This is a genomic window from Treponema sp. (assembly GCF_024696245.1).
GTDB lineage: Bacteria > Spirochaetota > Spirochaetia > Treponematales > Treponemataceae > Treponema_D.
Window position 1 is genome coordinate 1 of sequence record NZ_JAILGZ010000141.1, and the last position, 5757, is coordinate 5757.

The window sequence follows — 5757 nt, forward strand, 5'->3', positions numbered from 1 at the left end:
ATTGCGAAATATATCCGTGAACAGGAAGCTCATGATATAGCGATGGATAAAATTACTGAAAAAGAATACGAAGACCCTTTTAAGGGTAGTAAGTAGTACAAAAGGCTCTTTAAGAGCCAGCGGGTGACAAGCTGCAATAGATTTGAACGTATGTGAAAGCGTGGGACTTAAGTCTCGGCTTGAGACCCTTAGCCTTATAGGCTAAGAGCAAACCACCCGTTTGACGGGTGGTTGTGATTATGCTGTCTTTTTTTGCAAAGTGAAAGGTCAGGTATTAAAATAATAAGTAAATGAAAAAATCTATTTGTTTCATGTTTTTGTTTTTTATTATTCCTCAATGCCTTATTTTCTCTAAGGAAAATCATGAAGTCTTTTATACATTTACCCATGTTTTTGACCGTGGTCTTGAAAGCAACAATAATTATCCTTCCCTTTATTATAAGGGGCAGTGGGATAAGGCTTCTTTTACAGGAGCCTTTCAGTCAGGCAGGGATTTAACGGATATTACCCTGGCAGCAGAATATTTCCCTTTTATTTTTACCGGACAAAATAACAGTCAGAAAAAACTGGGCTGTGATTTTATTTATCATGTTCAGTACCATGAGCTTTTTTGTGAACAGGATTTTTTACTGGGCACGGACTTTAACTGGAAGACGGGCAGTGGATTTTTTTTAGGAACTTCCTTCTGGTTAAAGTATAAGTATACGGATATTTATGGTATTAAAGATGGTATTACAAAGTTTGAACCGGATATCTCTTTTACTGTGGCAAAGGATTTTTCTTATGGAACAAGGCTGGGCTTTACTCATGCCTTTCATTCTTTGTTCAGATATAATTCGGCAACGGAATCTGTATTTACTTTTTTTGTAAGGCAGGATTTTTCTAAAGGCTTAAGTATAAAGACTGAAGCTGACTTTGTTTTTACAGACCATCTGGCTGCAGTAAACCACCTTGAGTCTTCTGCACTCCGCTTTGCCCTGGGGGTAAGGTTCTGATGAAAAAACTTTTTTATACTTTACTTGTACTTTTTCTTTCTCTGATGACATTTTCCTGCAACATGGGAGCCTACTGGTTTGTTTTTGGTCAGGATGTAGAAGACCGGGTAAGTTCCCTTAAGGTACTGGACAGTCCCTCTTCCGTAACAGGTACCACTGGTTCTGTTTACAGCATTCTTGTGATTACTGACCCCCACTTTGGTTCAGATAGGGCAGACCAGGATATTGAAGCTTTTTATGAATGGTTTGACAGTCAGCTTAAAAACAGCGATGAAACTTTGCGCCCCCGCTTTATGATATGTCTTGGAGATATTCTTGACGGCGGCCATAAGGGTGAAGCGGATGATTTTAATGAGTTTGCAGATACTCTGGCACAAATGGCTTCTGCTGCAGGAATCTCAGGCTTTACTACTTATTCAATTTTAGGAAATCACGATTTATATAATTACGGCTGGGATGTCTGGAAAGAAAATATTAATCCCGGTACTTCCTTTTATAAGTTTACAACTCATGGCTCTGCTTCTGATAAAGGAATGTCCTGGTATTTTCTTGATACGGCTAATGGAACTTTAGGTGACAGGCAGCTTGAACTTTTACAGGAAGAAATGGAGGAAGATAGTCTTCCAAAGATTGTGTCCATGCATTATCCCCTTTACTGCGGCGGAATAATACAGCTTAGTATTCAGAATGCCCTGGAAAGAAATACCCTTATGTCTTTGTTTGCTAAAAATAATGTAAAACTGGTTATGGAAGGTCACGCCCACAGAAGTAAGCATTATGACAGCGGCTCTTTTGAAGAACATCTTATTTCTTCTTTTTTATACAGCCGTGCCTTTAGTCTTATTACTGTGGACGAAAATTCGGGCAGCGTATTAAGCCACCCGGATCTGGAATATTAGTTGCGCTTCATCTGTTTTGCAAAAGTTTTGATTCCTTCTGCAACAAGGATTACTGCAAGAATAGCCATTGCTGCTGCAAAGAAGAGCTGGAAGTAGTGTCCCCATGCAGGATCAAGAGCTGTAAATGCACCTTTCTTAAGAAGGGTAATCTGCTTGATGATTGTAAATACAAGCTGGGTTAATGTTGCTGTAAGCATGAATACCATTGGAATGATGAACATTTTGTTGTTCTTTCCAACCTGTCCGAGCCATGCTGCAACTGCAAGAAGTGCGATTCCGGCAAGAAGCTGGTTTGCTGCACCAAAGAGACCCCAGATTGCAGAAAGCTTAAGTCCACCAAGAATACAACCAATGATTACCATAAGGGCTGTTCCGATAAGTGGATTTGCAAGAAGCTTGCGTACTGGATTTTTTGCATCCTTCCAGCTTTCTTCTCCGTCTTTAAGGAAAAGTTCACTGAACATAAAGCGGCTCAAACGTGTAGCTGAGTCAAGGGAAGTAAGGGCAAATACAGATACTGCAAGTGTAAGAAGGGCAGTGATTGTGTTGTAGATAGTACTTGTTTCTGCACCAAACATAAGGGCAATACCGTTACCAAAAGCTGTAGCTGGTGAACCTGCAAATGCCCACATTCCTGTTTCTGGATTTTTGATAAGGAACTTTGAAGATACAATACCAATTGCAATAAGGGAAATAATTCCGAGACCAGATTCAATAAGCATTGAACCGTATCCGATTGCCTTTGCATTCTTTTCTGAATCAAGCTGCTTGGAAGTAGTACCTGATGCAATAAGAGAATGGAATCCTGAACATGCACCACATGCTACTGTAATGAAGAGGGCAGGGAAAAGATTACCGATGCTCTGTGTCCATCCAGTGTATGCAGGAAGGTTAAATTCAACACCTCTTGAACTACCTGTAAATGCAGAGAATACAATACCGATTAAAGCTACTGCCATCATTGCATAAAGAAGGAAGCTTGAAAGATAGTCACGTGGCTGCAGCATAATCCATACTGGAATAAGTGAAGCTAATGCAATGTAAAGACCGATGATGATAATCCATGTGTTGCGGCTCATTACAAGACCAAAGTTAAGACCGAATACGATAATAAGGGCAATTGCTGCAATACCAATAAGGGTTGCAGGAAGTGTTTTTAAACCGCAGCGGTTTGTAAGGATTCCGTAGAAAACAGCAAGAACAATAAAGAGAATAGAAATCATTGCTGTAGTCTGGTTGTTGCCTGTTCTTTTTCCTGAAGAAATAAAGCTTCCCATTGAAGCCTTGTCAGCAGATACTTCATTAAGGATACCTGCTGCAGAAAGACTTGTGCTTACTTTTTTTGCTGCATTTTCTGCATCGTCAGCTGTTTCTGCTGCAACAGTTACTGTAAGTTTGCCATTGTTTTCTGAAAGACCAGCAAATGGTGTTTTTGCATTTTTAAGAACTGCAGTAACAGCTTCTGTATTCTGAGCAGAAGTAATTGTTACAGCCTTTTTGAATGGTGTATAGAATGTTCCTGCAACAACATTTACGAATGATGCGATTACAAGAATAAGTACGAGAAGGGCAAAGATAATAAAAAGTTTCTTTGCAAATTTTCCCATTGAGTCCTTAATGATTTCACCTACAGACTTTCCGTCATGTCTGATGGAAGCAAAAAGAGAGCCAAAGTCCTGGAGTCCTCCAAAGAAGATTCCACCTAAAACACACCAGAGAAATACTGGTACCCAACCGAATACTGCAGCCTGAATTGGTCCGTTAATTGGTCCTGCTCCGGCAATAGAAGAAAAGTGGTGTCCCATAAGAACTGCAGGTTTTGCAGGTACATAGTCTACACCGTCAGTTTTTTCTTTGGCTGGTGTTTTTTTTGAAGGGTCGATTCCCCACTGTTTTGCAAGCCAGCTTCCGTAAAAGATATAGCCGGCAAGAAGCAAAACGATTGCAGCAATAATGATTAATAATGCTGTCATTTTTTTGTTCCTCCGTTATTAAACGTTTATTTAAGCAGGAAAAATACCTGTTTATTCCTATTGAATGCTTTGGGCTGAATTGCGGCCCAGGATATTTTTAAAGAATTTTTTTAAGTGCTTGCCTGCCCTGTTTGAATAAAAGGCGCCTTTTTCTGCATCAATTACAACCACAGAAAAGTTTGTCCATCCCTTAAAGGTAAAGCAGTAGGACTTGTAGCGGCGGATTTTTTTAAGAAACTTAACTGCCTCTTCATCTGCCCTGTCTGCAATTACAATAAGGCTGATATCTGAATTGCGGTGACCGGCGGTAACAGTGATTTTACTAAGACCAGTCTCCCATGCTTCTTTTTCAAGACTTGCAAGTTTAGTCTGATTAAGTGATTCTATAGAAGAAAAGAATACATATTCGTTAGACTGGCTTTGAGAAACCTTTGCGGCTTTTACCAGAATGTACTGCTGATTTGTTGAATGGAATTCTGCCCGGGCACAAAAAGGGCTGCTGCTGTCATCACAAGTGACATCATAATAACCTTTGTATGAATCTAATACCTGCCCCAGTATTTTATCGCCCGTCATAGTATAACCTTTTTTTAATTGTTACTTTGAATGATAACGAGAGGAATGGTATTTGTTCAATTATTATAGAAGAAAGTTGCACTTACATTTTTGCAATGGATTAGTGCATAGTGTGCAATAATGAATAGATTTTGTTGCGTAAAGTGGAATATAAAAAAAGCTGAACTTTAGACCTGTATTTTAGTGGGTTAAAGTCCAGCTTTTTATTGTTTTTACCGGCTAGCAGTTAAGGGCGCGCCAGATTTTTCCTTTTGTTACCATGCAGATAAGGTCGATAAGCCATACAATCCACCATCCAAAGAAAATACGGAGGATTGCTGCAACGATTTTACCTTCTGTAAGGCGGGTTAAGAATCCCAAAAGCCATGATGTAAATGGGATAATTGCAAGAATAAGACTGATAAGTCTTCCGAGACCAAAGTAATCCTTTGATTTAGCCATATAAACACCTCTTTTTATTTGATGTCCTTAATTATAAGGCCGATTGTAGGATTTTCAAATGTTTTTTTTAATTACAGGAAACTGTCTTTTCCTAAATCTATCACACTGTCTGCGTTTTGTATGATGGGCTTGCGGTTTTATGACATGAGGCAGTGGGGGATGGAAGTACAAACACAAGTTATGAGGTTAATAAATGGATTTTTCTAGTGGCAGTGGTTATATCTCCAAAATTTTTAGCACCCGTGAGACTTCTTTCTATATTCCTTTTGAAAAAGGATTTTTTATGGTGCAAAATGATAAAGAAACACTTTTTACAAGAAATGGCGAATTTGTAAAACGTGGAGATGACTATTATCTTGCCTATACCAATTTTAAATTAGCAACAAAAGTTGTATCTTTATTAAATAAAGCTACTGGAAATTCAGTAATCAAATATTATGTTGATGATGTGTATTATGTAGTTCAAGATGACGTCACAAAAAAAATAATACAAGTAGCTGATATGAATAAGTCAAACTGGAAATAGTAAGGAGAAAATAATGATAAAAAAAATCGAAGGTATTATAAAATTAAAAAATGGAAACAGGCATTATTTATCAATGTCTGAATTTATAAACTTTTTGGAAATGCTTAGAAAAGAAAATATTGTACCAACACATATTTCAATGAATCCATTCTATAAGCATAAAGATTTTTTATTAGAAGTTGATGAACGAATGTTTTATATTGAAAGTAGAAAAAAGATCTGTGAAGATGATGTAAAAAGATTTTACGAGGAATCAATCATAGAAGAAAATCTTTTCAATATAGATTTAGATAAAAGAATTTTCTTAATTGAAAAAAGTAATAAGGAAGAATTCAGTAAATGTATTG

The 5757-nt window shown here is 37.7% G+C and carries 7 protein-coding genes and 1 pseudogene; 5 read left to right on the forward strand and 3 right to left on the reverse strand.

Annotated elements, in window-relative coordinates:
• The 3 genes and pseudogenes from K6D58_RS10030 to K6D58_RS10040 all read left to right on the forward strand — a co-directional run.
• A pseudogene (locus K6D58_RS10030) lies at nucleotides 1-96 on the forward strand (IS200/IS605 family transposase); the annotation flags it as partial.
• A gap of 194 nt (nucleotides 97-290) precedes the next feature.
• Nucleotides 291-995 (forward strand): hypothetical protein, encoded by a 705-nt coding sequence (locus tag K6D58_RS10035; RefSeq protein WP_296830272.1) that lies wholly within the window; start codon nucleotides 291-293, stop codon nucleotides 993-995.
• Nucleotides 995-1894, forward strand: coding sequence for a metallophosphoesterase family protein (locus K6D58_RS10040; protein ID WP_296830274.1), 900 nt, complete (start codon nucleotides 995-997; stop codon nucleotides 1892-1894). The genes K6D58_RS10035 and K6D58_RS10040 overlap by 1 nt, the downstream gene beginning before the upstream one ends.
• On the opposite strand, the gene K6D58_RS10045 is transcribed toward K6D58_RS10040, so the two are convergent.
• The 3 genes from K6D58_RS10045 to K6D58_RS10055 form a co-directional block, all read right to left on the reverse strand.
• Nucleotides 1891-3867 carry a carbon starvation CstA family protein gene (locus K6D58_RS10045; RefSeq protein ID WP_296830275.1) on the reverse strand — a complete coding sequence of 659 codons (1977 nt, stop codon included), beginning with the start codon at nucleotides 3865-3867 and terminating at the stop codon, nucleotides 1891-1893. The two genes, K6D58_RS10040 and K6D58_RS10045, sit on opposite strands and share 4 nt — an antisense overlap.
• A 57-nt stretch (nucleotides 3868-3924) precedes the next feature.
• The gene (locus K6D58_RS10050) at nucleotides 3925-4443 is read right to left on the reverse strand and encodes a DUF8052 family protein (RefSeq protein WP_296830277.1); all 519 of its coding nucleotides are present in this window, start codon (nucleotides 4441-4443) and stop codon (nucleotides 3925-3927) included.
• 219 nt (nucleotides 4444-4662) lie between these two features.
• Complete coding sequence (locus K6D58_RS10055; RefSeq protein WP_296830279.1) at nucleotides 4663-4884, reverse strand: hypothetical protein; 222 nt, start codon at nucleotides 4882-4884, stop codon at nucleotides 4663-4665.
• Between the two features lie 193 nt (nucleotides 4885-5077).
• Between K6D58_RS10055 and K6D58_RS10060 the strand changes: the two genes are divergently transcribed.
• On the forward strand, nucleotides 5078-5410 hold the full coding sequence (locus K6D58_RS10060; protein WP_296830280.1) for a colicin E5-related ribonuclease: 333 nt from the start codon (nucleotides 5078-5080) through the stop codon (nucleotides 5408-5410).
• A 13-nt stretch (nucleotides 5411-5423) separates the two neighbouring features.
• Nucleotides 5424-5757, forward strand: a 334-nt coding sequence (locus K6D58_RS10065) for a hypothetical protein (protein ID WP_296830282.1), incomplete at its 3' end; no start/stop codon positions are given.